The organism is Streptomyces sp. NPDC101393 (assembly GCF_044767385.1).
GTDB lineage: Bacteria > Actinomycetota > Actinomycetes > Streptomycetales > Streptomycetaceae > Streptomyces.
Map to the genome: position 1 here is coordinate 1 of NZ_JBIWNU010000009.1, position 22936 is coordinate 22936.

The 22936-nt window shown below is 71.3% G+C and carries 18 protein-coding genes; 10 read left to right on the forward strand and 8 right to left on the reverse strand.

Annotation, left to right across the window (positions count from 1 at the left end):
• Window positions 1-409 precede the first annotated feature (409 nt).
• From ACIRQ7_RS27175 to ACIRQ7_RS27195, 5 genes are read right to left on the reverse strand one after another with little or no spacing between them, the layout of a single operon-like run.
• Window positions 410-1720 carry a DUF58 domain-containing protein gene (locus ACIRQ7_RS27175; protein ID WP_404265307.1) on the reverse strand — a complete coding sequence of 437 codons (1311 nt, stop codon included), beginning with the start codon at window positions 1718-1720 and terminating at the stop codon, window positions 410-412.
• A 9-nt stretch (window positions 1721-1729) separates the two neighbouring features.
• Window positions 1730-2695 (reverse strand): AAA family ATPase, encoded by a 966-nt coding sequence (locus tag ACIRQ7_RS27180; protein WP_404265308.1) that lies wholly within the window; start codon window positions 2693-2695, stop codon window positions 1730-1732.
• Complete coding sequence (locus ACIRQ7_RS27185) at window positions 2676-3923, reverse strand: DUF4350 domain-containing protein (RefSeq protein ID WP_404265309.1); 1248 nt, start codon at window positions 3921-3923, stop codon at window positions 2676-2678. The genes ACIRQ7_RS27180 and ACIRQ7_RS27185 overlap by 20 nt, the downstream gene beginning before the upstream one ends.
• Window positions 3920-4606: a DUF4129 domain-containing protein gene (locus ACIRQ7_RS27190; RefSeq protein ID WP_404265617.1), complete on the reverse strand. Its 687-nt coding sequence runs from the start codon at window positions 4604-4606 to the stop codon at window positions 3920-3922. Before ACIRQ7_RS27190 ends, ACIRQ7_RS27185 begins: the two co-directional genes overlap by 4 nt.
• A 10-nt stretch (window positions 4607-4616) precedes the next feature.
• A complete protein-coding gene (locus tag ACIRQ7_RS27195) occupies window positions 4617-6269 on the reverse strand; it encodes a hypothetical protein (RefSeq protein WP_404265310.1) in 1653 nt (550 codons plus the stop codon).
• Between the two features lie 152 nt (window positions 6270-6421).
• Here ACIRQ7_RS27195 and mtnA point away from each other — a divergent pair, with 152 nt between their 5' ends.
• The 7 genes from mtnA (at window position 6422) to ACIRQ7_RS27230 (ending at window position 15118) form a co-directional block, all read left to right on the forward strand.
• Window positions 6422-7594: an S-methyl-5-thioribose-1-phosphate isomerase gene (gene mtnA, locus ACIRQ7_RS27200; RefSeq protein ID WP_404265311.1), complete on the forward strand. Its 1173-nt coding sequence runs from the start codon at window positions 6422-6424 to the stop codon at window positions 7592-7594.
• Window positions 7591-8268 carry a two-component system response regulator MtrA gene (mtrA, locus tag ACIRQ7_RS27205; protein ID WP_401469321.1) on the forward strand — a complete coding sequence of 226 codons (678 nt, stop codon included), beginning with the start codon at window positions 7591-7593 and terminating at the stop codon, window positions 8266-8268. The genes mtnA and mtrA overlap by 4 nt, the downstream gene beginning before the upstream one ends.
• Before the next feature lies 1 nt (window position 8269).
• A complete protein-coding gene (gene mtrB / locus ACIRQ7_RS27210) occupies window positions 8270-10381 on the forward strand; it encodes an MtrAB system histidine kinase MtrB (protein WP_404265312.1) in 2112 nt (703 codons plus the stop codon).
• Between the two features lie 43 nt (window positions 10382-10424).
• The gene (locus tag ACIRQ7_RS27215) at window positions 10425-12263 is read left to right on the forward strand and encodes an LpqB family beta-propeller domain-containing protein (RefSeq protein WP_404265618.1); all 1839 of its coding nucleotides are present in this window, start codon (window positions 10425-10427) and stop codon (window positions 12261-12263) included.
• 139 nt (window positions 12264-12402) lie between these two features.
• Window positions 12403-13116, forward strand: a complete 714-nt coding sequence (locus tag ACIRQ7_RS27220; protein WP_404265313.1) for a ComF family protein — start codon at window positions 12403-12405, stop codon at window positions 13114-13116.
• Window positions 13117-13434: 318 nt separating this feature from the next.
• Window positions 13435-14127: a ribosome hibernation-promoting factor, HPF/YfiA family gene (hpf, locus tag ACIRQ7_RS27225; protein WP_404265314.1), complete on the forward strand. Its 693-nt coding sequence runs from the start codon at window positions 13435-13437 to the stop codon at window positions 14125-14127.
• A gap of 232 nt (window positions 14128-14359) precedes the next feature.
• On the forward strand, window positions 14360-15118 hold the full coding sequence (locus ACIRQ7_RS27230; RefSeq protein WP_404265315.1) for a response regulator: 759 nt from the start codon (window positions 14360-14362) through the stop codon (window positions 15116-15118).
• A gap of 25 nt (window positions 15119-15143) precedes the next feature.
• Here the strand turns inward: ACIRQ7_RS27230 and ACIRQ7_RS27235 are convergent, their stop codons facing one another.
• Window positions 15144-16352 carry a winged helix-turn-helix domain-containing protein gene (locus tag ACIRQ7_RS27235; RefSeq protein ID WP_404265316.1) on the reverse strand — a complete coding sequence of 403 codons (1209 nt, stop codon included), beginning with the start codon at window positions 16350-16352 and terminating at the stop codon, window positions 15144-15146.
• A gap of 78 nt (window positions 16353-16430) precedes the next feature.
• Window positions 16431-17075, reverse strand: coding sequence for a GNAT family N-acetyltransferase (locus ACIRQ7_RS27240; RefSeq protein WP_404265317.1), 645 nt, complete (start codon window positions 17073-17075; stop codon window positions 16431-16433).
• 240 nt (window positions 17076-17315) lie between these two features.
• On the opposite strand from ACIRQ7_RS27240, the gene secA reads away from it, so the two are divergent.
• Window positions 17316-20141, forward strand: coding sequence for a preprotein translocase subunit SecA (gene secA / locus ACIRQ7_RS27245; RefSeq protein ID WP_401469346.1), 2826 nt, complete (start codon window positions 17316-17318; stop codon window positions 20139-20141).
• A gap of 128 nt (window positions 20142-20269) precedes the next feature.
• On the opposite strand, the gene ACIRQ7_RS27250 is transcribed toward secA, so the two are convergent.
• The gene (locus tag ACIRQ7_RS27250) at window positions 20270-20953 is read right to left on the reverse strand and encodes an Rv3235 family protein (RefSeq protein ID WP_404265318.1); all 684 of its coding nucleotides are present in this window, start codon (window positions 20951-20953) and stop codon (window positions 20270-20272) included.
• A gap of 295 nt (window positions 20954-21248) precedes the next feature.
• Between ACIRQ7_RS27250 and ACIRQ7_RS27255 the strand changes: the two genes are divergently transcribed.
• Together ACIRQ7_RS27255 and ACIRQ7_RS27260 are read left to right on the forward strand one after the other, a co-directional pair.
• The gene (locus tag ACIRQ7_RS27255) at window positions 21249-21755 is read left to right on the forward strand and encodes a DUF6912 family protein (protein ID WP_401469352.1); all 507 of its coding nucleotides are present in this window, start codon (window positions 21249-21251) and stop codon (window positions 21753-21755) included.
• 144 nt (window positions 21756-21899) lie between these two features.
• Window positions 21900-22619, forward strand: a complete 720-nt coding sequence (locus ACIRQ7_RS27260) for an HAD family hydrolase (protein WP_404265619.1) — start codon at window positions 21900-21902, stop codon at window positions 22617-22619.
• Window positions 22620-22936 lie beyond the last annotated feature (317 nt).

Consider the following 22936-nt stretch of genomic DNA (forward strand, 5'->3'; position numbering starts at 1 on the left):
GGACCCTGTGGGAGAGTAGGACGCCGCCGAACAATTATTGTGAGATTGCCCCGTTGGGAGCCTTAGGGTTCCCGACGGGGCTTTTTCGCGTTCCCCGACAGTTTCGCGTTCCCCACCCATTCCCCTTCGTAATTCCGGGTGTGGAATCGGAGGGGCCTCTCTCGAGCTGACAGTCCCGGCGCGTTCGCTGTGAGGTGGTGTGGGGTGAGCCGTGGGGCAGCAGCACGCAGGTGTTCGTGATTGAGCTGGCTTTGGCGTGGTGGGCCCGGGACCGAATCTCGCACATCTTAGGGCTGGTGAGCGGGGAAGGCGCGGGTCTGGTTAGGCGACAGGCAGGACAGAGAAGAGCCCCGGGCGTCGTGACTGGCTCGACGCCCGGGGCTCTCTGGTACGTGGGGGAGGGGCCTCGTCAGAGGCGGCCGGCTGATTTGAGGGTGAGGTAGGCGTCGGCCAGATCGGGGGCCAGGCGGGAGGGCGTGGAGTCGATGACGGTGATGCCGTGTTGGCGGAGACGGTCCGCCGTCCGCCTGCGTGCGGCGCGGGCCTGTTCGGCTGCTGCTGCGGCGTAGACGGCCTGCGGAGTGTGGCGGCCGGCGGCCAGCTTTTCGATGCGGGGGTCGGCGACAGCGGCGACGATGAGCTCGTTGCGCCGGGTGAGACCGGGAAGGAGCGGGAGCAAGGCCTCCTCCACCGGTGCCGTGTCGAGGCCGGTGAAGAGCACGATAAGGGAGCGGCGCGGAGTGCGCCGGTGGATCGTGGCGGCCAGGCCGCGGGCGTCCGCTTCTACGAGTTCAGGTTCTAGCGGGGCGAGGGCATCGGTCAAGGCCGGGAGCAGGTCGCGCGCGGAGCGGCCCTGCACGGAGGCCCGTATGCGCCGGTCGTAGGCGAGCAGATCCACGCGGTCGCCGGCGCGGGCGGCGAGTGCGGCGAGGAGGAGGGCGGCGTCCATCGAGGCGTCGAGGCGGGGGATGTCGCCGACGCGGCCGGCGGAGGTGCGGCCGGTTTCGAGGACCAGCAGGATGCGGCGGTCGCGTTCGGGGCGCCAGGTGCGGACGGCGAGGGTTTGCCGGCGGGCTGTGGCGCGCCAGTCGATGGAGCGGGTGTCGTCGCCAGGGGTGTAGTCGCGGAGGCTGTCGAATTCGGTGCCTTCGCCGCGGGTCAAGATGCTGGTGCGGCCGTCGAGTTCGCGGAGCCGGGCGAGCTTGGCGGGGAGGTGCTTGCGACTGGTGAAGGGGGGCAGGACGCGGAGGGTCCAGGGGACGTGGTGACTGCCCTGCCGGGCTGCGAGGCCGAGTGGGCCGTAGGAGCGGACGGTGACGCGTACGGCGTGGTGGTCGCCGCGTCGGGTGGGGTGCAACGTGGTCGTGAGACGTCGGCGTTCGGCGCCGGGGATGCGCACGCTGTGGCGGGACATGGGGAAGTCCGAGCCGGGGCGGAAGGAGCTGGGGGGCCAGGCGTCCCGGATCCTGGCGCGGAGGATGCGGCGGCTCGGATTGGTGACAGTGAGGTGCGTGTGGGCTTCGCCTGTTAGTCGAACGCTTGTGTCACCGGTTCGGGTGAAATGGAGCTTTCGCACTGGCGCGGCGAGCGCGAGGTCGCACAAGATTGCTATCAGCAGGGCGAGTTGAACGATGAGGATGCCGAGCCAGCTGGGCAGGGCGAAGCCGACAAGCAGGGCTCCGAGTGCGGAGGCGAGGGCTGTGCGTCCGGTGAGGGCCACGGGGTCTTCTCAGCGGGGTACGGGGAGGTGGGCGAGGACAGCGTTGATGACGGAGTCTGCGGTGACTCCCTCCATCTCCGCCTCGGGGCGGAGCTGGATTCGGTGCCGGAGTGTGGGGAGCGCGAGGGCTTTGACGTCGTCGGGGGTGACGTAGTCGCGACCGGTGAGCCAGGCCCAGGCGCGGGAGGTGGAGAGCAGGGCAGTGGCGCCTCGGGGTGAGACGCCCAGGGAGAGCGAGGGGGAATCGCGGGTGGCACGGCAGATATCGACGATGTAGCCGGTGACCTCGGGGGAGACGGTGGTCTTGGCGACCGCGGCTCGGGCGGCTTCGAGATCGGCGGCGGAGGCTACGGGGCGGAGTCCTGCGGCACGGAGGTCGCGTGGGCTGAAACCGTCGGCATGGCGGGTGAGGATGTCGATCTCGTCGTGGCGGGCCGGCAGCGGGACCGTCAGCTTCAGCAGGAATCGGTCGAGCTGAGCCTCGGGGAGCGGATAGGTGCCCTCGTATTCCACGGGGTTCTGAGTAGCGGCGACGAGGAACGGCTCGGGGAGCGGTCGGGGGGTGCCGTCGACAGTGACCTGGCGCTCCTCCATTGCTTCGAGCAGCGACGCCTGGGTCTTGGGAGGCGTGCGGTTGATCTCGTCGGCAAGCAGGAGGTTGGTGAAGACAGGGCCGGGCTGGAAGGAGAATTCGGCGTTGCGGGAGTCGTAGACCAGGGAGCCGGTGACGTCGCTCGGCATCAGGTCAGGGGTGAACTGGACGCGCTTGGTGTCGAGTTCGAGGGTGGCTGACAGGGCGCGGACGAGCAGAGTCTTGGCGACGCCGGGGACGCCTTCGAGGAGCACGTGCCCGCGGCAGAGCAGGGCGACGACGACGCCGGTGACGGCGGGGTCCTGGCCTACGACGGCCTTGGCGATCTCGGTACGCAGAGCCTCGAGTGAGGCTCGGGCGCTGTCAGCTGTCGGGGTGCTCACGGGGGGCGTGCCTCTCTGGGGAAACGACCGCGTCCTGGGAAACGATCGAGGTTTCGAGTTCGTCGAGTTGGTCGGCCAGGCGGACCAGGGCCTTGTCGTCCGTGGGCGGCGGGCCGAAGAGCAGGGCGTCCAGGCCGGATCCGGTGCCGGGTGTGGCGCTCAGGTGGGCGTGCACGGCCGGGAGAAGGACTTCGGGAGTGTGGGCGTGTGCGGTCGGCACTCCGATGAGGGGCGCGAGCCGGGTGCGGGTCGCGGAGCGCAGGACGGCCGAGGCCCGGTCGCGGGCGTTGGCCTGCTCGTAGAGGCGTGCGTGTCCCTCGGTGGTTTCGGTGGCCGGGACGGGCACCGGGAGTCGTTCGGGCACCAGCGGGCCCAGTCGGCGGGCACGCCAGAAGGCTGCGAAGACGGCAGCGAAGCCGAGCTGGAGCAGGCCCCAGCTCCAGCCGGAGGGGATGAGGTCGAGGAAGCCGCGCTTGTCGTCCGGGGCGGACGTCGGGTCGCTGAGGGAGGGGAGGTACCAGACCAGATGCTTGTGTTCACCGAGGAGTTGAAGGGCCAGCGACGCGTTGCCGCGCTCGGCGAGGTGCTGGTTGTGGAAGAGGTCGGAGGAGCCGAGGAGTACGGTGTCGCGCCCGGTGGCGGGGGCCGGTATGCGCAGCAGGGTGGGCAGGTCACCGCTCGGGTAGCAGCGATCGGCGGTGGTGCCGGAGGTCTCGTAGCGCAGGCCGCCGAGGAGGGCGTCGCCGGCGCGGCGGGCCGCGGGGAAGGTGCAGGCGGGAGGACGGGGCGAGGTGTCGGCCGGGCTCTTTGCCCGGACGCCGAGAGCGAGGGTGTCCAGCGTGGTGGGGCCGGGTGCGAGGAGGACGGTGCGGCCCGGGGTGTGCGCGGTCGCGGTGCGCAGATTGGCCAGCTGTCGGTCGCTCAGCATGTCGGGGTCGGTCACGAGGAGGGTGCTGTCGGGGCCTGCGCCCGCGGCGGCCGCCTCGGAAGTGGTCACCACTTGAGTGGTGACGCCGTGGGCGCCGAGGAGGCGGGCGAGTGCACGGCTTCCCGAGCGGTCTGCCGAGCGAGGGTCGAGCCGGCCGTGTTGTTCTCCGGACTGCAGGGCGGCGAGCACCACCCCGCTGATGACGAGCAGGAGCAGCGCGAGGAGCAGTCCACGCGAGCGAGTCCACAGGCGACGGGCGCCGGGGGACAGGGATGAGGTGTCCGTGGTGGTCGTGCTCATCCGCGGCTCCCGGTCGGGGTGTTGTCCAACTGGGGCTTGGCTTGCTGCAGATCGGTGTCGAGGGTGCTCAGGCGGGCGTACTCCCGTTGCGTGCCGGTGCGTCCGCCGTATGTGACGTCGTCGAAGGTGCGGGCCGCGGTGCGGAGACGGTCGGCGTGTGCGGGAAGCACCAGGCCGGCTTCGTTGGCGGCTTCGCCGGCGGTGCGGCCGGGGCCGGGGGTGAGCAGTGCGCGTTCTTCGAGGGCGAGGACGATCGCGCGCATGCGGTCCTGGACTGCCTGGCTCCAGCGGGCGGCGGTGGCGTGTGCTTCGGCGGCGGAGCGATGCTCGGCAGCAGTGCGGGGGGTGTCGGTGAAGAGCGCGCCGCCGGTGGTCGGGGTGCGGCGTACGGCTCCCAGTCGCATCCGGAGGGCGACGAGGAGCAGGAGAACGAAGACGGCGATGGCGAGGAGCCCGATCCAGCCGCCCGGTGTGGTGCCGGAGGCTGTGTCGAGCAGCTCGCCGACGCGCTCCCAGAACCAGTTCAGGGCCCGCTGGATCGGGTTGGGGTCGTGCTGGTGGTACCGCGGATCGGACAGCTCCCGCTCAGCCGCCTCGCGGGCGGGGCCGCGTGGAGTCGACACAGGTATGTCGTCGCCGGAGCCGGCTATGAGCTGTCCGAATGCGGTGGTGATCCCCCTCATGGTCACCGCATCAGCTTCCGGGTGCGGAATCGCCGGGTCGCCGCTCGGGGCCGTCCGCCGGGGCGTCGGGGCTGTCGGGCGCGGTGGACGTGGGGTCGGCGGCGTCCACCGGGGGCGGCGTGGTGCCGGAGGTGGCCGGACCGGTGGTGTCCGAGCCGCTGTCCTCCGTACCGGCGGTGTCCTTTCCGGCCGACTGGCCGGTGGCGGACTCCGGGCGGTCCGCGGCGCTGCCGGCGGCGCCCGGGTCTCCGGTGGCCGGAGCGTTGGCGGCCGGCGGGACGGTGGTCGGCTTGTCCAGAGAGGGCGGCTGTGGCCCGTCTTCGGGAGTCGGGACAGGGGAGGCGGGCGCGGTGGGCGCCTGCGGGCCGTAGCCGGGGAGGCCTGCGGCGCGGGCGAGTTCGAGGTCGAGGGCCTCGCGGCGGATGCGCTGGTCCATGTAGAGAAGCGCGGTGACGCCGGCGCTGACCGGGATGGTGAGGGTGGAGCTGATGACGGCGCCGATGCCCAGCACGGTCAGGAACGTCCAGCCGGTGGAGCCGTCGGTGCCGTTCGCCCAGTCCATGATGTTCTCGCCGCCGATGAGGAAGGCGATGATCGTGGCGGGGATCTGGACGATGAACTCGACGATGGCGATCAGCAGGTAGGCCAGGAGCTGGACGCCCAGAACCCGCCACCAGGAGCCCCGCACGAGCTTGGCGGAGCGTCGCATGGAGGCGATGACGCCCTGCTTCTCCAGCATCAGCGCGGGCGAGGAGAGGCTGAAGCGAACCATCAGCCAGATGCTCAGGACGATGGCGGCCAGGCCGCCGAACAGGCTGAGGATCAGGCCCAGATCCAGGGTGCCCAGGACGGACGCGAGGATGCCGGGTGCCAGGCAGACCGCGATCACCGCCGTGATGAGCAGCGGGAGCAGTACGAGCAGGCCGAGCAGGCGCGGGAGTTGGCCGCGGGCGTCCCGCCAGGCATCGGCGGTGGTCACCGAGCGGCCCAGGACGGCGCGGCTGACGATCATGGTGAGGAGCCCGGTGGCGACCAAGGTGGCGAGCAGCCCGATCAGCGAGGTGATGGCGCTGCCGAGGAGGGAGTTGCCGATGTCGCGCATGAACTCGACCAGCGCGGGCCCGGGGTTCGCCTCCAGAGAGGGTGCACGGTCGCTTCCCTGGAACCACAGTCCGGTGACGACCGTGATCGCGGCCTGCGAGACGACGGCCACGATCAGGGAGATGCCCAGCACGGTACGCCAGTGGGCGCGCATCGTGGAGACCGCGCCGTCGAGGATCTCGCCGACGCCGAGCGGGCGCAGCGGGATGACGCCGGGCTTGGCCGCCGGTGGCGTGGGGGACCAGCCGCCGCCCCAAGGCGCCTGATTGCCGGGGCCCGGAGGGGAGCCCCAGCCGCCCTGGCCGGGGCCCGAGCCGGCTCGGGCGCGGTCACTGCCGGGGCCGCGCCGGCCACCCGGGCCGCTCTGGCCGGGGATGCCGGCGGGAGCCGACCACTGTCCGGCGGGCGGCTGTTCCTTCGACCAGTTCGGCGGGGACGGCTGCTCGGCGGAGGCCGGGCCGTCTTCCGGGGCAGGCCGTGGGGCGGGCGGTTCCTGAGTGCCGCGGTCCGGCTCGTCAGAGGGGGCGGATCCGGGCGAGGCCCAGCCCGGAGAGTTGTTCATCGTCGCTCCTTCTTGAGGCCCGTCCGCCGGGGCGGCCGGGGTCCAGGGTCCGCGGTGGCAGTCATCGTGTCATGGCGCGTGACGCGGTGTACCCGTGCCCTGAGAGACAGGGGACCTTCTGTTCGAGGCGCTGTCGGCGGCAGACTGAGCGAATGGACGATCGGTACGAGGTATCTGAGGCGGGTGCCGTGGCGCCCGCAGTCCCGTCGTTGCGTTGGGAGGAGCTGCCTGAGGGGCCGGTTGTGGTCCTCCTTGATCAGACCCGGCTGCCCGCCGAGGAGGCCGAGCTGGTCTGCACGGACGTGCCGGCGCTGGTGCAGGCGATCCGGACGCTGGCCGTACGGGGGGCGCCGTTGCTCGGGATCGCGGGTGCGTACGGAGTCGCGCTGGCGGCGGCCCGCGGGTTCGATGTGGACGATGCGGCGGAGACGCTGGCGCATGCCCGGCCGACCGCGGTCAATCTGGCGTACGGCGTACGGCGTGCGGCGGCCGCCTATCGCGCGGCGCTGGCCGGCGGGGCCGGTCCGGACGGGGCTGCCGCGGCCGCGCTGGCCGAGGCGCGTGCCGTGCACGCGGAGGACGTCGAGGCCAGCAAGGGGATGGCGGAGCACGGGCTGGGGCTGCTGGCAGAGCTGCTGCCCGGGGGTGGTCACCGGATTCTCACGCATTGCAATACCGGTGCGTTGGTGTCCGGTGGCGAGGGCACCGCCCTGGCGGTGGCGCTCGCCGCGCACCGGGCCGGTGAGCTGCGGCGCCTGTGGGTGGACGAGACGCGCCCGCTGCTGCAGGGGGCGCGGCTGACCGCGTACGAGGCGGCGCGTGCCGGGATGGCGTACACGGTGCTGGCGGACGGGGCGGCGGGGTCGCTGTTCGCCGCGGGTGAGGTGGACGCGGTGCTGATCGGCGCCGACCGGATAGCTGCGGACGGGGCGGTCGCCAACAAGGTCGGCAGCTACCCGCTGGCGGTGCTGGCGCGTTATCACCACGTTCCGTTCGTGGTGGTGGCGCCGACCAGCACGGTCGATCTGGAGACCGAGGCGGGCGCGGACATCGAAGTGGAGCAGCGGCCGGGCCATGAGGTGACGGAGTTCTCTTTGCCGTTCGGGCAGGGTGCCGGAGCCGAGGGTGGCGGTGGGACGCCGGTGGCTCCGTTGGGCGCGCAGGCCTACAACCCGGCCTTCGACGTCACTCCGCCGGAGCTGGTGACGGCGATCGTGACGGAGGCCGGGGTGGTGTCGCCGGTGACCCGGGAGGGGCTTGCCGAAGTGTGTTCCACGTCACGTTGGAGTAAGTCACGATCAGGTAATGGGATGATGGCTGAATGAAGGGACGCGTCCTGGTCGTCGACGACGACACCGCACTGGCAGAGATGCTTGGCATCGTGCTGCGTGGCGAAGGCTTTGAACCGTCGTTTGTGTCGGACGGTGACAAGGCGCTTGCCGCGTTCCGCGAGACCAAGCCTGATCTTGTCCTGCTCGATCTGATGCTGCCCGGACGGGACGGCATCGAGGTGAGCAGGCTGATCCGGGCCGAGTCCGGGGTGCCGATCGTCATGCTGACCGCCAAGAGCGACACGGTGGATGTGGTGGTCGGGCTCGAATCGGGCGCGGACGACTACATCGTCAAGCCGTTCAAGCCCAAGGAGCTGGTGGCCCGGATCAGGGCCCGTCTGCGGCGCTCGGAGGAGCCGGCGCCCGAGCAGCTCTCTATCGGTGACCTGGTCATCGATGTCGCGGGCCACTCGGTGAAGCGTGAGGGCCAGTCGATAGCGCTGACCCCGCTGGAGTTCGATCTGCTGGTGGCGCTGGCGCGCAAGCCGTGGCAGGTGTTCACGCGTGAGGTGCTGCTGGAGCAGGTCTGGGGCTATCGGCATGCCGCCGACACCCGGCTGGTCAATGTCCATGTGCAGCGGCTGCGCTCCAAGGTCGAGCGGGACCCGGAGCGGCCGGAGATCGTGGTGACCGTGCGCGGGGTCGGCTACAAGGCCGGGCCGAGCTGAGATGAGCCGGGACGGTTCGACCCCGGAGGTAAAGCGGGGGCGCACCGTCGGTCCGGCGGGCGAAATGTCCTTTTCGGGAAAGTTGTCTGCTTGGCTGCTGCGTGGCGGCCAGCTGCTTCCCGACGGGGCGGTGAGCGGACCGGTCCATCCGCTGCTGCGGCTCTTCAGCCGCTGGGTGCGGCGCCCGCTGCTGCCCGCACTGCGGCTGTGGCGGCGCAATATCCAGCTCAGGGTGGTCGCGACCACCCTGCTGATGTCGCTCGCCGTGGTGCTGCTGCTCGGCGTCGTGGTCGTCGGACAGGTCCGTAACGGCCTGCTCACCGCCAAGGCGCAGGCAGCCCAGAGCCAGGCCGTGGGCGGCTTCGGCGTCGCCCAGAAGCTGGCCGACGGCGCTGACGCCGACGGCACCCGGCCCGATGAGGGCGCCCGCACCGGGAATCGCGGCAATCAGGACTCCGCGACCTGGCTGACCAGCCTCGTCGAGCAGCTCGCCAGTGGCGGGCAGGGCGTGTTCTCCGTCGTCGCGCTCAGCTCGGACTCCGAGGAACCCTTCGGCGACTCCAGCCGCGGCACCCGGGGGCCCCGCGCCTCCGGGGACGTCGATCCCGAGCGCAGCGTCCCCGCCGACCTGCGGCGCAAGCTCGACGCCAAGGCCGGGACGTTTCGCCAGTACACCGAGATCAAGCGCATCGGCTCCGATGACGGCGTGCCCGCGCTCATCATCGGCAAGCGGCTGAACGACGTGAACAGCAATCAGTACCAGCTCTACTACCTCTTCCCGTTCAGCCAGGAAGCGGAGTCGCTGAAGCTGGTGACGGGGACCCTCGCGACGGCCGGCGTCTTCGTCGTGATCCTGCTCGGCGCGATCGCCTGGCTGGTGGTCCGGCAGGTCGTGACGCCCGTACGGATGGCGGCGGGGATCTCCGAGCGGCTGGCCGCGGGCATCCTCCAGGAGCGGATGAAGGTCACCGGCGAGGACGACATCGCCCGCCTCGGCGAGTCCTTCAACAAGATGGCGCAGAACCTCCAGAGCAAGATCCAGCAGCTGGAGGAGCTGTCCCGGATGCAGCGCCGGTTCGTCTCCGACGTCTCGCACGAGCTGCGTACGCCGCTGACGACCGTACGGATGGCGGCCGACGTCATCCACGAGGGGCGGGAGGACTTCGATCCCGCCACCGCGCGCTCCGCCGAGCTGCTGCGCGGGCAGCTCGACCGGTTCGAGTCGCTGCTCGCCGAGCTGCTGGAGATCAGCCGGTTCGATGCGGGCGCCGCCGCGCTGGAGGCCGAGCCGATAGATCTGCGCGATGTCGTGCACCGCGTCATCGAGGGCGCCGAGCCGCTGGCCGAGGCGAAGGGCACCCGCATCGTGGTGCGCGGCGGTGAGCAGCCGGTGATCGCCGAGGCCGACGCCCGCAGGGTGGAGCGTGTACTGCGCAACCTCGTCGTCAACGCCGTGGAACACGGCGAGGGCCGCGATGTCGTGGTGAAGCTGGCGTCCGCGGGCGGCCGGAGCGGCGGGGCGGTGGCCGTGGCGGTGCGCGACTACGGCGTCGGGCTCAAGCCCGGTGAGGCGAGCCGCGTCTTCAACCGCTTCTGGCGCGCGGACCCGGCGCGGGCGCGTACGACCGGCGGTACGGGCCTCGGCCTGTCCATCGCCGTCGAGGACGCCCGGCTGCACGGCGGCTGGCTGCAGGCCTGGGGCGAGCCGGGCGGCGGATCGCAGTTCCGGCTGACGCTGCCGCGTACGGAGGGCGAGCCGCTGCGCGGCTCGCCGATACCCCTGGAGCCGGACGATTCGCGGCGCCACCGCGGCCTGGACGAGGCGGGCCTGCCGCGCGCCGCGACGGGCGCCAAGGCCTCGACGATCCCGGTCCAGCCACGGGCCGCGGAGCCGCGTGCCGCGGACCGGCCGTCCGCCGACCCGGCAGCGATGCCCGGCAACGGCGCCCGTGTGGTGCCGCAGACCGGGGGCGTACGGAGCGAGGAGACGGCGCGCGGCGCAAGCGTGCGCACCGACGAGGACGAGCCGGCCGACGAGTGTGCGCCGGCCGACGGTGTGGAGCAGGGAGCCGGACGGGGCGTGGAGCAGGAAGGCAGGACGCGTGGACACTGACCGCGGAGGGGAGCGCGGAGTGCGTACGGCGTACCGTGCGCAGGTGCGCGGCGTGCTGCCCGGGACGCCCTGGGCCGGGCGGGCGTTCGCGCTGCTCGGCTGTGCGGCGCTGCTGCTGGCCGGGTGCGCGTCGATGCCGGACAACGGCGACGTCAAGGCTGTCGACCAGTCGCCGCGCGCCGAGGGGGAGTCGCAGGTGCGGGTCTATGGCGTCCCGCCGCAGGACGGCGCGCAGCCGACCAACATCGTCCGCAGTTTCCTCGACGCGACGACCAGCGACGAGGCGGACTTCCGTACGGCCAGCCAGTATCTGGCCAAATCGGCGAAGCGGACGTGGCAGCCCTTCCTGGCCACCAACGTGCTGCAGGAGCGGCCGAAGCCCGAGCCGAAGGCGCAGCCCAGCCGTGAGGACTCCGGCGGCTACACCGTCACCCTGTCCGGCAGCCAGGTGGCGACGGTGGACAGCAACCACGCCTACACGCCCCAGGAGAAGCCGTACCGCCAGACGATCCACCTGATCAAGGAGGGCGATCAGTGGCGCATCGACCGGCTGCCCAACGGACTGGTGCTGGGGCAGTCGGACTTCCAGCGCATCTACCGCTCCGTCAACAAGTACTACTTCGCTTCCTACTCGGAGTCCGAGCAGCCCAGGTCCGGCCGCGACGTCCTCGTCGCCGACCCCGTCTACCTACGCCAGCGAATAGAGCCGATCACGGCCAGTGTGGAGGCGCTGCTCTCCGGCCCCACCAACTGGCTGGACGAGGTGACGACTTCGGCGTTCCCGCGTGGCACCCGGCTCGCCTCCCGTGATCTGTCGCTGGACGACTCCAACGCGCTACGGGTCAAGCTCAGCAAGCAGGCGGCCAGTACGGACATGGCCCAGTGCAAGCAGATGGCCGCCCAAGTCTTCTACACCGTGCAGGACATGACGCGGGCGTCGAAGATCAGCCAGGTGGAGCTGCAGGACGGCAGCGAGAACTCGCTGTGCGCGCTGACCCAGGAGCAGGCCGACCGCGACTTCGCCCCGACCCGGCGTGCCGGGCGCTCCGCCGGCGAGTACTTCATCGACGGCGACCACCGGGTCGTCTCCATGTCGGACCACGCCACCGAACCGACGCCGGTGCACGGACCGTTCGGCACGGGCGCGACGCCGCTGCGGTCGGTCGCCATCTCGCGCGGCGAGGACACCGCGGCAGGTGTGTCGAGCGACGGACGGTCGCTGTATGCGGCGGGCCTGCAGGACGGTGCGGAACGCGGCGATCCGCTGCTGACCAGCTCCCATGGCGGCAAGCACGCCAACGACGGGCTGACCGCGCCGAGCTGGGACGGCCTGGGTGACCTGTGGATCGCGGACGGCGATGCGCGGGGCTCGCGGCTGCTCCGGCTGCGGGAGGGCAAGGGCGACCCCCAAGAGGTCGCGGTGCCGGGGCTCGGCAAGCGGCGGATCACCGCGATCCGGGTGGCCGCGGACGGCATCCGCATCGCCATGCTGGTCGAGGACAAGGGGCGTACGACGCTCCAGTTGGGGCGGGTCGAACGCAGCGGCTCCGCGGAGCATCCGGTGCTCTCGGTGAAGGAGCTGCGGCCCATCGCGCCGCAATTGGAGGACGTGGTGGCGGCTTCCTGGGCGGGCGGCAGCCGGCTGGTGGTCGTCGGCCGGGAGTCCGGCGGCGTTCAGCAGATGCAGTTCATGGAGACCGACGGTTCGGCGTCCAACGCGCAGACCCTGCCGGGAGTCAACGGCGTCAAGGCGGTCGCGGCCTCGGAGGACGAGACCCGGCCGTTGATCGCCGATGCGACGGAGGGGATCGTGCGGCTGCCTCCGGACGCGAACTGGAAGACCGTCGCGAAGGAAGGCTCGGCGCCCGTCTATCCGGGGTGAGGCAGGCCGGCCGGCCCCGATGCCGCCCCGCCCCCGCGCTCCGTCCTGCTTCCGGTTTCCGGTCCGCGTTGTCCACAGCTCCGGTGGGTGGTTTTCCACAGGGGTGGTGGGCCGGGCCGGGCGGCGGGACAGTGGAGTCATGCAGGGGGTATGGCGGGAGCTGGCGGGTCTGGTGTTGCCGGTCGACTGCGCGGGATGCGGCCGGCCGCGTACGGAGCTGTGCGTGACGTGCCGGACGGCGCTGTCGCGGGACGGGCGCGGTGCGCGCCGGGTGCGGCCGGTGCCGGTGCCCGCGGGGCTGCCCCGGGTGTGGGCCGGTGCGCCGTACGCCGACGAGGTGCGGGCGGTGCTGCTCGCGCACAAGGAGCGGGGCGCCATGCGGCTGGCCGGGCCGCTGGGCTCGGTGCTGGCCGGGGCGGTGCGGGGGCTGCGGGCCGCGGGAGGGCCGTTGCTGCTGGTGCCGGTGCCGTCGGCCCGAAGAGCGGTGGCCGGCCGGGGCCATGATCCGGTCCGCAGAATCGCGCTGGCCGCGGCGGCCGAGCTGCGGCGGGCAGGGGGCGTCGTCCGGGTGTGCGCGGTGCTGCGGCAGCGGCGCGCGGTGGCCGACCAGGCGGGCCTGAGCGCCCCGCAGCGGCTGGCGAATGTGGCGGGTGCCCAGGAGGTGCGGGGAGGGGCCGGGAGGCTGCTGGCGGGGGCCTCAGTGGTGCTGGTGGACGACCTGGTGACGACGGGGGCCACTCTCGCGGAGGCGGCCCGGGCGGTGGTGGCCGGCGGGGGCCGGGTGGCAGGGGCCGCTGTGGTGGCAGCGCCGCGGAATGCTTTCGAAATCAACTGGAACGGGGTCCGGAACTGAACAAGAAAATTCATCGTTGCAGGTTGTGAGGGGCAAATGTCACCCAAACGGAGCCAGAGGCGCCGAGGGGGTGCCGACACCCGTCCAGGAGAGCTATGTTCGGTTGTGAGGACTTGGCGGACGCTTTGCCTCGGATGTCGTGATGGCTGCGTTTAGGGGCATTTGAGGCGACCCTGAAAACGTTGGAGTGGAGTGCCTGTCCTCGGGGGAGGAGGAGGTGAAAGTCGCCAAGTCCGAGGCTCCGGCAACCACCGGAGCCTGGTGCAAGAAGGAATTGCCCCGCCCGCTGAGCGGGGTGATCCGGGAACGGAGTTCTGCGTGGACATCGTCGTCAAGGGCCGCAAGACCGAGGTGCCCGAGCGGTTCCGCAAGCACGTGGCCGAGAAGCTGAAGCTGGACAAAGTCCAGAAGCTCGACGGCAAGGTGATCAGCCTGGACGTCGAGGTGTCCAAGGAGCCCAACCCGCGGCAGGCCGACCGTTCCGACCGGGTGGAGATCACTCTCCGCTCCCGTGGCCCGGTGGTCCGGGCCGAGGCGGCCGCAGCCGACCCCTATGCCGCGCTCGACCTGGCAACCGCCAAGCTGGAGGCGCGCCTGCGGAAGCAGCACGACAAGCGCCACTCACGTCGCGGCAACGGCCGCATCCCGGCGAGCGACGTCGCCGGCAGCGTCCCCGACGCCGCACTGCTGAACACCAATGGCGAACTCGCCGCCGAGCGCCCGGCCGAGCCGAAGGTGCCGACCACCAAGATGGGTTCGCTGGATGTGCAGGGTGAAGGTCCCCTGATCGTCCGCGAGAAGACGCACGCGGCGGCGCCGATGGCGCTCGACCAGGCGCTCTACGAGATGGAGTTGGTCGGACACGACTTCTACCTCTTCGTCGACGCCGAGACCAAGCAGCCGAGTGTCGTCTACCGGCGGCACGGATACGACTACGGCGTCATCCACTTGAACCCTGACTCGTTCGGGGAGGAAGAGCCCGGCGGCGCAGGCGGCGCGCTCGGCGGCTGACCCTTACCGGCCCGGTGCCCCCGGCTTGTGCCGGGGGCACCATCGTGCCTGCGGAGGCCAGGAGTTGAAGCCGTATAGTGTTTGTGCCAGCCAGGGACTATGTGGGCACGAAACGGCGACATGCCGGGGAGACGGTCGTATGGCATTGATCGGGCCGGCCGCAGAAGGCTGCAGTCAACCAGCCTTATATCCAAGCTCGGCCTCGCGGCCGGGCAGTTGACGGGGAGGGACAATGGGGGACAGCTTCGGGCCCGTGCATGACCACGCGGACGGCCACGGAAGTGCTGTCGGGGACGGCGACGCGGATACGGCAGAGAGCGTGCCGCGCAAGGAGCCGATCCGGGTCCTGGTGGTGGACGACCACGCGCTCTTCCGGCGGGGCCTGGAGATCGTGCTGGCCCAGGAAGAGGACATCCAGGTCGTCGGCGAGGCCGGGGACGGCGCGGAGGCGGTCGACAAGGCCGCCGATCTGCTGCCGGACATCGTCCTGATGGATGTACGGATGCCCAAGCGCGGCGGCATCGAGGCCTGTACCTCCCTCAAGGAGGTGGCCCCCAGTGCGAAGATCATCATGCTGACGATCAGCGACGAAGAGGCCGATCTCTACGACGCGATCAAGGCCGGCGCCACCGGTTACCTCCTCAAGGAGATCTCCACCGACGAGGTGGCGACCGCGATCCGTGCCGTCGCCGACGGCCAGTCGCAGATCAGCCCGTCGATGGCGTCCAAGCTCCTGACGGAGTTCAAGTCGATGATCCAGCGCACCGACGAGCGCCGCCTGGTGCCCGCGCCGCGGCTCACCGACCGCGAGCTGGAGGTCCTCAAGCTCGTCGCCACCGGCATGAACAACCGCGATATCGCCAAGGAACTCTTCATCTCCGAGAACACCGTGAAGAACCACGTCCGCAACATCCTGGAGAAGCTGCAGCTGCACTCCCGGATGGAGGCGGTGGTCTACGCGATGCGGGAGAAGATCCTCGAAATCCGCTGAGGCGGCGGGGGACCGGCCGGGGCGTTCAGCCGCCCTGGTGGGCGAGTTCACTGCGCAGGGCGGCCGCCAGGCGCGCGTCGTCGCAGCGTTCGAGGCGTACGGAATCGCAGCCGACCCAGCCCGCGGCCTCATGGAGGGCCTGGGCCATGGGACCGACGGCCTTGGGACCCTGCACTGAGACCTGGCGGGCGACGAGGGTGCTCCCGTCGCGTCCCGGGTCCACGCGGCCGACCAGCCGGCCGCCGGCGAGCAGGGGCATCGCGAAATAGCCGTGGATCCGCTTGGGGCGGGGGACGTAGGCCTCCAGGCGGTGGGTGAAGCCGAAGATCCGTTCGGTGCGCGGGCGGTCCCAGATCAGGGAGTCGAAGGGCGAGAGCAGGGTGGTGCGGTGCCGGCCCCGGGGCGGGGTGGCCAGCGCGTCCGGATCGGCCCAGGCGGGCTTGTCCCAGCCCTCCACCTCGACCGGGACCAGGCCCGAGTCCGCGAGGACGCCGTCGACCTGCTCGCCCTTGAGGCGGTGGTAGTCGGCGAGGTCGGCCCGGGTGGCGACGCCCATCGCGGCACCGGCCTGGGCTACCAGGCGGCGCAGGCATTCCGCGTCGTCGAGGTCTTCCGTCAGCAGTGACCCCGGGACGGCGCGCTCGGCGAGGTCGTACACCCGCTTCCAGCCACGGCGCCGGGTGCAGACCACCTCGCCATACATCAGCGCACGCTCCACGGCGATCTTGGCGTCGCTCCAGTCCCACCACAGGCCGCCGTTCTTGGCGCCGCCCAGCTCCGTCGCGGTCAGCGGGCCGTCCGCGGTGAGGCGGTCGATCACGGCGTCGTACGCGGCCTGCGGCATGTCGTGGTGCCAGTGGGGGCGGGAGCGGTAGGCGCGGCGGCGGAACGCGAAAAGCGGCCACTCCTCGATGGGCAGGATGCAGGCGGCGTGCGACCAGTATTCGAAGCTGTGGGGTGCCGCCGCGGGGGAGCCGGCGGTGGGCGTGTGCCAATAGGCGGCCTCGACGGCCGGGCGGCCGACCGCGCCGAGCCGCGCGTACGGCACGAGCTCATGGGAGCGGGCCAGCACCGAGATCGTGTCCAGCTGCACCGCGCCGAGGTGTCGGAGCACCCCGCGCACTCCGGACCGGCGGTCCGGGGCGCCCAGCAGGCCCTGCGCCCGCAGCGCCAGGCGCCGGGCGTCGTCCTGCGACAGGGTGGTCACGGGCTGCGGCTGCGTCACTGCGGTCATGCGGCACAGCGTAGGGGTGGGCACTGACAACGGGGCCCGGGTGAGCCGCCGCCCCGGTGGGGCGGCCTCGGCGTGGTCTCAGCGGGGGTAAGGCAGATACGGCGTCGGATCGGCCCCGGCCCCGGACGGCTCGCCGTCCCCGGCCTCGGACTTCGCCCCCTTCTCGCCGTATTCATGCAGGTCATAGGGGAGCAGGGAGCCGATCCAGGCGTCCCGGCGGGTGCCGTCGTGCAGCAGCTTGGCGCGCAGGGTGCCCTCCAGGTGGAAGCCGACCTTGCGGGCGACGGCCCGGGAGCCCTCGTTGCCGGCCTCCGCGATCCACTCCAGACGCTCCACACCCAGGTCACGGAACGCCCAGCGCGCCACGGCGCGGGCCGCCTCCGCCGTGTACCCCTTGCCGCGCTGCTGCTTCGCGGTCCAGAAGCCCAGCTCGGCCTGCCGCTCGGCGGTGTGCAGCCGGTCGAGGCGGACCAGGCCCATGGCCCCGACCAGCGTGCTGCCGTCCCGGGTGAGGACGGCGAAGCTGTAGGCCGTGTCGTCACGCCAGCCCTCCGGGACGACGGTGCCGATGAAATGCCGCGCGTCCCGGAGGCCGTACGGTGAGGGCACATTCGTCCAGCGCGGGATGTCGGGTTCCTGGCAGGCGGCGTGGACGGCGGCCGTGTCCTCAGGGGCGAAGGGGCGCAGAATGAGGCGCTCGCTGGTCAGGGTGACAGGCTCCATGGGAGGAGTCTGCGGCGCCGCGGAAGGCGCCGCGAACGGATTTCGCGGTGATTCCCGGCACCTTCTCGTGGGCTCATGCGTTCACGTGGGGAGGGGATACCGGCCTTCGCGGCGGCGGACCTCCCGGCCGAGCTGCGTCCTCCCTTACGATGGCCGTTGCGGCGGGGCCTGCCCCCTTGGAAAAATGCCGCGCCCGCGCACCCGACCGTGCAGGCCCGACCGGCAAGGAGACCAGCCCAAGTGTCCGTCTTCAACAAGCTCATGCGTGCAGGCGAAGGAAAGATCCTGCGCAAACTGCACCGCATCGCGGGCCAGGTCAACTCCATCGAAGAGGACTTCGCTGCCCTCTCCGACGCCGAGCTGCGGGCGCTCACCGATGAGTACAAAGAGCGGTTCGCGGACGGCGAGACCCTCGATGATCTGCTCCCCGAGGCGTTCGCCACGGTCCGTGAGGCCAGCCGGCGTGTCCTCGGCCAGCGCCCCTACGACGTCCAGCTGATGGGTGGCGCGGCTCTTCACCTGGGCTATGTCGCCGAGATGAAGACCGGTGAGGGCAAGACCCTCGTCGGTACCCTCCCGACGTATCTCAACGCGCTGTCCGGCAAGGGCGTCCACCTGATCACGGTCAACGACTATCTGGCCGAGCGTGACTCGGAGATGATGGGCCGGATCCACAAATTCCTGGGTCTGACGGTCGGTTGCATCCTCGCCGACATGACGCCGGCCCAGCGCCGTGAGCAGTACAACTGCGATATCACCTACGGCACGAACAACGAGTTCGGCTTCGACTACCTGCGCGACAACATGGCGTGGTCGCAGGACGAACTCGTCCAGCGGGGCCACAACTTCGCGGTGGTCGACGAGGTCGACTCGATCCTCGTCGACGAGGCCCGTACGCCGCTGATCATCTCCGGCCCGGCGGACTCCGCCACCAAGTGGTACGGCGACTTCGCCAAGTTGGTGCGCCGCCTGAAGAAGGGCGAGGCCGCCAACCCGCAGCGCGGCATCGAGGAGACCGGCGACTACGACGTCGACGAGAAGAAGCGCACGGTCGGCATCCACGAGTCCGGCGTCAGCAAGGTCGAGGACTGGCTGGGCATCGACAACCTCTACGAGTCGGTGAACACCCCGCTGGTCGGCTACCTCAACAACGCCATCAAGGCCAAGGAGCTGTTCAAGAACGACAAGGACTACGTCGTCATCGACGGCGAAGTCATGATCGTCGACGAGCACACCGGCCGTATCCTCGCGGGCCGCCGCTACAACGAGGGCATGCACCAGGCCATCGAGGCGAAGGAGGGGGTGGAGATCAAGGACGAGAACCAGACGCTCGCCACGATCACCCTCCAGAACTTCTTCCGCCTCTACGACAAGCTCTCCGGCATGACCGGTACGGCCATGACCGAGGCCGCCGAGTTCCACCAGATCTACAAGCTGGGCGTCGTCCCGATCCCGACGAACCGCCCCATGGTGCGGATGGACCAGGCCGACCTGATCTACCGCACCGAGCCGGCGAAGTTCGACGCGGTCGTCGAGGACATCGTCGAGAAGCACGGGAAGGGCCAGCCGATCCTGGTCGGCACCACCTCGGTCGAGAAGTCCGAGTACCTCTCGCAGCAGCTCAACAAGCGCGGCGTCACCCACGAGGTGCTCAACGCCAAGCAGCATGACCGTGAGGCGCCGATCATCGCGCAGGCCGGCCGCAAGGGCGCCGTGACCGTCGCGACGAACATGGCCGGCCGTGGTACGGACATCAAGCTCGGCGGCAACCCCGACGACCTCGCCGAGGCGGAGCTGCGCCAGCGCGGCATGGACCCGGTGGAGCACGTCGAGGAGTGGGCGGCGGCGCTGCCCGCCGCTCTGGAGCGCGCCGAGGCCGCCGTCAAGGCCGAGTTCGAAGAGGTCAAGAGCCTCGGCGGGCTCTACGTCCTGGGCACCGAGCGGCATGAATCGCGCCGTATCGACAACCAGCTGCGCGGCCGTTCCGGCCGTCAGGGCGACCCCGGCGAGTCCCGTTTCTACCTCTCCCTGGGCGACGACCTGATGCGGCTGTTCAAGGCGCAGATGGTCGAGCGGGTGATGGCGATGGCCAACGTCCCCGATGACGTCCCGATCGAGAACAAGATGGTGACGCGGGCCATCGCGTCCGCCCAGTCGCAGGTCGAGCAGCAGAACTTCGAGACGCGTAAGAACGTCCTGAAGTACGACGAGGTCCTCAACCGCCAGCGTGAGGTCATCTACGGCGAACGGCGTCGCGTCCTCAAGGGCGAGGACCTGCAGGACCAGGTCACGCACTTCATGGACGACACCATCGACGCCTACATCCAGGCGGAGACCGTCGAGGGCTTCGCCGAGGAGTGGGACCTGGACCGCCTGTGGGGCGCGTTCAAGCAGCTCTACCCGGTCAAGGTGACCACCGAGGAGCTGGAGGAGGAGGCCGGCGACCGCGCGGGCATCACCTCCGACTTCATCGCGGACGCCATCAAGGACGACATCCACGAGCAGTACGCCGCCCGCGAGGAGCAGCTCGGCTCGGACATCATGCGTGAGCTGGAGCGCCGCGTCGTGCTGTCCGTCCTGGACCGCAAGTGGCGTGAGCACCTCTACGAGATGGACTACCTCCAGGAGGGCATCGGCCTGCGGGCGATGGCGCAGAAGGACCCGCTGGTCGAGTACCAGCGCGAGGGCTTCGACATGTTCACCGCCATGATGGAGGGCATCAAGGAGGAGTCCGTCGGCTACCTGTTCAACCTGGAGGTCCAGGTCGAGCAGCAGGTCGAGGAGGTGCCGGTGCAGGCCGACAAGACCTCGCTGGACAAGGACGCGCAGGACGCCGTGCCGGCCGGCACGGGCCGCCCGGAGATCCATGCCAAGGGCCTGGAGGCGCCGCAGCGGCCGGACCGGCTGCACTTCTCCGCGCCGACGGTCGACGGCGAGGGCGGTGTCATCGAGGGTGACTTCGCCAACGACGAGGACGGTGAGCCGGCCCGTTCCGAGTCGGACGGCCTGACCCGCGCCGAGCGCCGCAAGGCCCAGAAGAGTGGCGGGCGTCGCCGCAAGAAGTGAGTGCGGCCCTCGGCGGCGGAGATGCGGCCGCCGAGGGTGAGAACGCGCGCGAGGGGCGCTCCGGCCGGTCATCGGCGGGGGCGCCCCTCGTCGTTGCCGCGGCAGGTGTGCGGCGGGCACGCGTCGGCTCACGCCGTCCGCCAGGGGGCAGGGCCGATGTCGAGGGCGGCGCAGCGCCAGCGGGAGTCGGCCCCGAGCTCCAGCCGGAAGGCCAGGGCCCGCAGCCGTTCGCCGGTCGCGATCCGGGCGAAGGCCTCGATGACGCCGCTGCGCGGCCGGCACAGCCCGCAGTCGCGCACGGTGGGGGCGGGCATCCGGCGGCCGGGCCCGATGGCGGGCCGCAGCGGGGCCTGCGGGGCGAGTTCGGCCAGCCGGTCGTACGCGACCGGGAGGGCGTGCCCCAGCAGGGCGTGCACGGGGCGCTGTCCGCTGAGGGTGAGCAGCAGCTGCTGGGCGAACCAGTGGTGCGGCCGCTGTTCGTGGGCGCGGCGCTGTGCGCCGACGGTCGGGAGCGGGGCGCCGGCGGCGCCGCGCGGGAGCCGACGGCCGGGGGTGCTGCGGGTGGGTCCGGTGCTGGTGCCGGTGCCTGTGCCGGGGCCGCGTCCGGGGCCGGAACCGGCGGGGCCTGCGGGGCGGCTCGTACGGGTCTGGCGGGTCTGGCGGGGGACCGTCGGGAGCGCGGTGGTGCCGGCCGGTGCGGCGGACGGGGTGCCGGGGCCGGTGCCGGTCGTGCGGAGCGGCTTGCTGCTGGTCGGGGTGTTGGTCGGGGTGCTCGTCGGGCTGGTCGTGGAGCTGGTTGTGGTGTCGGTCATCGGAGTCCCCCCGTGGTGGTGCCGGCCCGCCCGGCGGTTACCGGGCGGTAGTTTCGGTGGAGACCTTCTATCGGCGCGGCGGACGCCGCAGCAAGGCGCTGCGGGGCCTGCGCGGCGGGGGTGCGGAGTTCACCCGTCCGTGTCACGGGCCCGCGATACGGCCGCGGAACGGGCGTGGAGCGTGCGGCCGGGACGGGTGGCACGGACGCGGCGGGGGCGCCACGATGGGGGACTCACGCCCGTATGCTGGCTGGGCATTCTTCAGAGTCGAGCGAATTGAGCGAGAGCGACTGCCATGCGCGTCTATGTCCCCCTGACCCTTTCCGGTCTCGCAGAGGCGCACAAGAGCGGCGAGCTGGGCCCCGGCGCGCTGGACGCCTACGCCGTCACCCCCGCGCTGCGCGAGTGGTACGTCTCGGACGACATCGAGGAGCTGGAGTACGCGGCGCTGAACCGCGCGGCCCAGGCCTCACTGCGGATGCTCGCCGGGCATCCGCAGATCGCGCGGCGCCGCGTCGTGGTGGCCCTGGAGGTGCCGGACGGCGCCGCGGTGGCGGATCCGGACCGCGGGCTCGACGAGTCGGCGCTGGGCGAGGTGCGGGTCGCGGGTCCGGTGCTGCTGGCGAAGGCGGCCGCGGTGCATGTGGACGCGGGGGACGCGGAGGCGGATGTCGCGGCGGCCGCAGCGGCGCTCGGCGCCGCCGACCAGGGCGACGACGACGCGCAGTTCACGGTGGACGGTGCCGAGGACCACGACCTGATGTGGTTCGGGGTGCAGGAGATCCCCCAGCTGATCGCCTGATCGCCTGATCGCTGCGCGGCGGGCGGCGGGCGGCGGCGTCGGCCGGACTGCCGCGTTGTCAGTGGGTGCGGGTACTTTTTCTTCATGGGCAAGCGCACGGGTACGGGTACCGGCAAGCGCATGGGGAAGCATCTGGGGGACCGCATGGCGACAGACCCGGCAGAAGCGCGTCACACGGCGGACTCGACGGGGACGGCGGGCGCGGCGGGCGCGACGCACATCGTGTGGGACTGGAACGGCACGCTGTTCCATGACATCGACGCCGTCATCGGGGCGACGAACTCCGCCTTCGCGGAGATCGGTCTCCAGCCGATCACCCTGGAGCGGTATCGGGAGCTGTACTGCGTGCCCGTGCCGCGGTTCTACGAGCGGCTGATGGGCCGGCTGCCGACGGACGCCGAGTGGCTGATGATGGACGAGGTCTTCCACCGCCACTACACCGAACACCGCGTCGGCTGCGGTCTCGCCGAGGGCGTGGACGCGCTGCTGGAGGGGTGGCAGGCGGCAGGGCGCAGCCAGTCGATCCTGAGTATGTACGGCCACGACCAGCTGGTGCCCCTCGTGCGCGGCTTCGGTATCGAGTCGCGGTTCGTGCGGGTGGACGGGCTGACCGGGCCGACCGGCGGCAGCAAGAGCGCGCACATGGTGCGGCACCTGGCGGCGCTGGAGGGTGTGGAGCCGGGCCGTACGGTCGTGATCGGTGATTCGGTCGACGACGCGGTGGCCGCGCTGGAGGCGGGCGCGTCGGCGGTGCTCTACACGGGCGGCTCGCACAGTCGCGGGAGTCTGGAGGCCGCCGGGGTGCCGGTGGTGGACACCCTCGCCGAGGCGGTCGAGGTGGCGGCGGGCGGCATAGCGGGGTGAGGCCGGGGGCCGCCTACCCTCTCCGCGGCCCTGAGGTGTTGTCCAGAAGGTCTAAGTTCGGCCGGTGGTTTTGTACACCCGTGGCCCATGACGGCACCCGTGGCGAGGGCGATAGCCTTGCACCGTGATCAGCGCGATAACCCGCGGGGGCATCGAAGCCCCTGCCGTGCGCCCGGGACACCAAGGTGACCGGGCGATCGCTGGTCTTTCCGGCCACGAGCCGATGTCGACTTTGTCAAAAAAAGTCGATTGCGGCACGGCCATCTCTCATCGCGGCATAGCGTCGACCTCGACAGGACACCCCGCGTCGCGGCGGC

Coding starts and splice junctions, on each gene's coding strand:
- ACIRQ7_RS27185 (WP_404265309.1), bottom strand. CDS start 3,923: ATGAGCACGACCACCACGGACACCTCATCCCTGTCCCCCGGCGCCCGT.
- ACIRQ7_RS27190 (WP_404265617.1), bottom strand. CDS start 4,606: ATGAGGGGGATCACCACCGCATTCGGACAGCTCATAGCCGGCTCCGGC.
- ACIRQ7_RS27195 (WP_404265310.1), bottom strand. CDS start 6,269: ATGAACAACTCTCCGGGCTGGGCCTCGCCCGGATCCGCCCCCTCTGAC.
- mtnA (WP_404265311.1), top strand. CDS start 6,422: ATGGACGATCGGTACGAGGTATCTGAGGCGGGTGCCGTGGCGCCCGCA.
- mtrA (WP_401469321.1), top strand. CDS start 7,591: ATGAAGGGACGCGTCCTGGTCGTCGACGACGACACCGCACTGGCAGAG.
- mtrB (WP_404265312.1), top strand. CDS start 8,270: ATGAGCCGGGACGGTTCGACCCCGGAGGTAAAGCGGGGGCGCACCGTC.
- ACIRQ7_RS27220 (WP_404265313.1), top strand. CDS start 12,403: ATGCAGGGGGTATGGCGGGAGCTGGCGGGTCTGGTGTTGCCGGTCGAC.
- ACIRQ7_RS27230 (WP_404265315.1), top strand. CDS start 14,360: ATGGGGGACAGCTTCGGGCCCGTGCATGACCACGCGGACGGCCACGGA.
- ACIRQ7_RS27235 (WP_404265316.1), bottom strand. CDS start 16,352: ATGACCGCAGTGACGCAGCCGCAGCCCGTGACCACCCTGTCGCAGGAC.
- ACIRQ7_RS27240 (WP_404265317.1), bottom strand. CDS start 17,075: ATGGAGCCTGTCACCCTGACCAGCGAGCGCCTCATTCTGCGCCCCTTC.
- ACIRQ7_RS27250 (WP_404265318.1), bottom strand. CDS start 20,953: ATGACCGACACCACAACCAGCTCCACGACCAGCCCGACGAGCACCCCG.
- ACIRQ7_RS27255 (WP_401469352.1), top strand. CDS start 21,249: ATGCGCGTCTATGTCCCCCTGACCCTTTCCGGTCTCGCAGAGGCGCAC.
- ACIRQ7_RS27260 (WP_404265619.1), top strand. CDS start 21,900: ATGGCGACAGACCCGGCAGAAGCGCGTCACACGGCGGACTCGACGGGG.